The sequence below is a fragment of the Actinomyces bowdenii genome, from assembly GCF_017592395.1.
Classification (GTDB): domain Bacteria; phylum Actinomycetota; class Actinomycetes; order Actinomycetales; family Actinomycetaceae; genus Actinomyces; species Actinomyces bowdenii.
Genome location: NZ_JAGFOU010000050.1, coordinates 1 through 1053 on the forward strand (window position 1 = coordinate 1; position 1053 = coordinate 1053).

1 protein-coding gene is annotated in these 1053 nt (G+C 62.7%); it reads right to left on the reverse strand.

Features of this window, described 5'->3' with window-relative positions; genetic code table 11:
• Positions 1-68: 68 nt before the first annotated feature.
• Positions 69-1053, reverse strand: a 985-nt coding sequence (locus J5X07_RS12735) for a reverse transcriptase domain-containing protein (protein ID WP_208480049.1), incomplete at its 5' end; no start/stop codon positions are given.

The window sequence follows — 1053 nt, forward strand, 5'->3', positions numbered from 1 at the left end:
TCTCACCCCCGGGCTCCCACGGAACCGTGCGTAACAGTCTCCCGTTACACGGCTCTTGTCATTCCTGGTCACCAAAAGGAGTGGACCCAGGCCCAGTGCGCCATGAGGTAGGGGTACTGCTTGGTTACCCTTCTCCAGGCGGCTTTGGCCTTCTTAAAGGTCCGCAGCCGTTTGTACTTCTTGCGCAGCCATCGCACCAGGTAGGCATTGATGCGCTTGAGGAGCGGATACATCGCGGTGCGGTAGAACGCACCGTAGTACTGCATCCAGCCACGCACGATCGGGTTGATCCTGCGTGCCAGGTCGGCGAGATTGTGTCCGGTGCGAAGATGCAGTCTCCAGGACCGCACCTGAGCACTCAGGCGCTTCAGAGCACTGGTGCTGATCGCCGGCAGGAAGGAGGTGAACATCTTCCCCCGGCCGTCCTGCGCTGCCCGGGCCCGGAAGGTGTATCCCAGAAAATCGAAAGACGTCACAGGATAGTCCTGCCTGCGTCTTGTCGTGGGACAGTACACGATCCGGGTCTTATCAGGGTTCATTCTCAGCCCGACCTGTGCCAGCCTGTCCGCCAGCGCCTGGCGCACCTGATGGGCCTGACGCTGGGTGGTGCAGTGCACGACTGCGTCATCGACGTACCGCTCGAATGGCACCGATGGAAAGTTGCGCTCCATCCATGCATCGAACGCGTAGTGCAAGAACAGGTTGGCCAGGACCGGGCTGACTGCTGATCCCTGCGGGGTTCCGCGCACGCGCTGGACCACCGCACCGTCACTGTGCTGCAAAGGCGCCGTCAGCCACCGCGAGACATACAAAAGCTCCCACGGCTGCCCGGCGTGCTTGGCCACAGCCTTGATGATGAGCTGGTGGTCGACCTCGTCGAAGAACTTGGCGATATCGACCTCCACCACCCAGGCCCTGTCCCAGCAGCGCCGTCGGCACTGTGCAACGGCGTCCAGGGCACTGCGCCCGGGCCGGTAGCCGTAGGAGTCCGGATGGAAGATCGGCTCGACCCTGGCCTCCAGCCTCCTGGCAACTACCGTCTGAGCGACTCTG